This window comes from Sphingomonas liriopis (assembly GCF_024211255.1).
Taxonomy (GTDB): Bacteria; Pseudomonadota; Alphaproteobacteria; order Sphingomonadales; family Sphingomonadaceae; genus Sphingomonas; species Sphingomonas liriopis.
Window position 1 is genome coordinate 1 of the sequence record NZ_JAMLDY010000036.1, and the last position, 2,012, is coordinate 2,012.

1 rRNA gene is annotated in these 2,012 nt (G+C 54.7%); it reads left to right on the forward strand.

Going from position 1 to position 2,012, the window contains the following annotated elements:
* A 23S ribosomal RNA gene (locus tag M9979_RS17170) occupies positions 1-2,012 on the forward strand; the annotation flags it as partial.

A 2,012-nucleotide genomic window follows, 5' to 3' on the forward strand; every position in this document is an offset into this window, starting at 1 on the left:
CATAGTTTGAAGTATTAGACCCGAAACCCGGCGATCTAGGCATGACCAGGATGAAGGTGCGGTAACACGCACTGGAGGTCCGAACCGATTAACGTTGAAAAGTTACCGGATGAGTTGTGTTTAGGGGTGAAAGGCCAATCAAGCCGGGAAATAGCTGGTTCTCCGCGAAAACTATTGAGGTAGTGCCTCGGATGGACACCCTAGGGGGTAGAGCACTGGATGGATGCGGGGGTCGCGAGATCTACCAACTCTAACCAAACTCCGAATACCTAGGAGTGATATCCGGGAGACAGACGGCGGGTGCTAAGGTCCGTCGTCAAAAGGGAAACAGCCCTGACCTACAGCTAAGGTCCCCAAGTCATCACTAAGTGGGAAAGCATGTGGAAATCCCAAAACAACCAGGAGGTTGGCTTAGAAGCAGCCATCCTTTAAAGAAAGCGTAACAGCTCACTGGTCTAAACAAGGGTTTCTGCGGCGAAGATGTAACGGGGCTAAAGTGATGCACCGAAGCTTAGGGTGTGGATTTATCCACGCGGTAGCGGAGCGTTCCGTAAGCCGTTGAAGCGATCTGGTAATGGGTCGTGGAGGTATCGGAAGTGCGAATGCAGACATGAGTAGCGATAAAGAGGGTGAGATGCCCTCTCGCCGAAAGACCAAGGGTTCCTGCGCAAGGCTAATCCGCGCAGGGTGAGCCGGCCCCTAAGACGAGCCCGAAGGGGGTAGTCGATGGGAACCACGTTAATATTCGTGGGCCTGGTGGTGTGTGACGGATGGTGTGTGTTGTACGTCCTTATCGGATTGGACGTGCTTCGAAACTGTTCCAGGAAATAGCCCCACCGTATAGACCGTACCCGAAACCGACACAGGTGGTCAGGTAGAGTATACCAAGGCGCTTGAGAGAAGTGTCCTGAAGGAACTCGGCAAATTGCCTCCGTACCTTCGGAAGAAGGAGGCCCCAACTAGGCGCAAGCTCTGTTGGGGGGCACAGGCCAGGGGGTAGCGACTGTTTAGCAAAAACACAGGGCTCTGCTAAGTCGGCTTCAAGACGACGTATAGGGCCTGACGCCTGCCCGGTGCCTGAAGGTTAAGTGGAGGGGTGCAAGCTCTGAAATGAAGCCCAGGTAAACGGCGGCCGTAACTATAACGGTCCTAAGGTAGCGAAATTCCTTGTCGGGTAAGTTCCGACCTGCACGAATGGCGTAACGACTTCCCCACTGTCTCCAGGACATGCTCAGCGAAATTGAATTCTCCGTGAAGATGCGGAGTACCCGCGGTTAGACGGAAAGACCCCGTGCACCTTTACTGCAGCTTCAGAGTGGCATTAGGAAAGAACTGTGTAGCATAGGTGGGAGGCTTTGAAGCGTCGGCGCCAGCTGACGTGGAGCCATAGGTGAAATACCACCCTGTTGTTTTCTGATGTCTAACCTCGTTCCGTAAGCCGGAACAGGGACCCTCTGTGGCGGGTAGTTTGACTGGGGCGGTCGCCTCCTAAAGAGTAACGGAGGCGCGCGATGGTGGGCTCAGGACGGTTGGAAACCGTCTGTTAGAGTGCAATGGCATAAGCCCGCCTGACTGCGAGACTGACAAGTCGAGCAGAGACGAAAGTCGGTCATAGTGATCCGGTGGTCCCTCGTGGAAGGGCCATCGCTCAACGGATAAAAGGTACGCCGGGGATAACAGGCTGATAACCCCCAAGAGCTCATATCGACGGGGTTGTTTGGCACCTCGATGTCGGCTCATCACATCCTGGGGCTGGAGCAGGTCCCAAGGGTTTGGCTGTTCGCCAATTAAAGTGGTACGTGAGCTGGGTTCAGAACGTCGCGAGACAGTTTGGTCCCTATCTGCCGTGGGCGTCGAAATTTGAGAGGAGTTGACCCTAGTACGAGAGGACCGGGTTGAACGTACCTCTGGTGTACCTGTCGTCGTGCCAACGGCGCAGCAGGGTAGCTATGTACGGACGGGATAACCGCTGAAAGCATCTAAGCGGGAAGCCTCCCTCGAGATAAGATTTC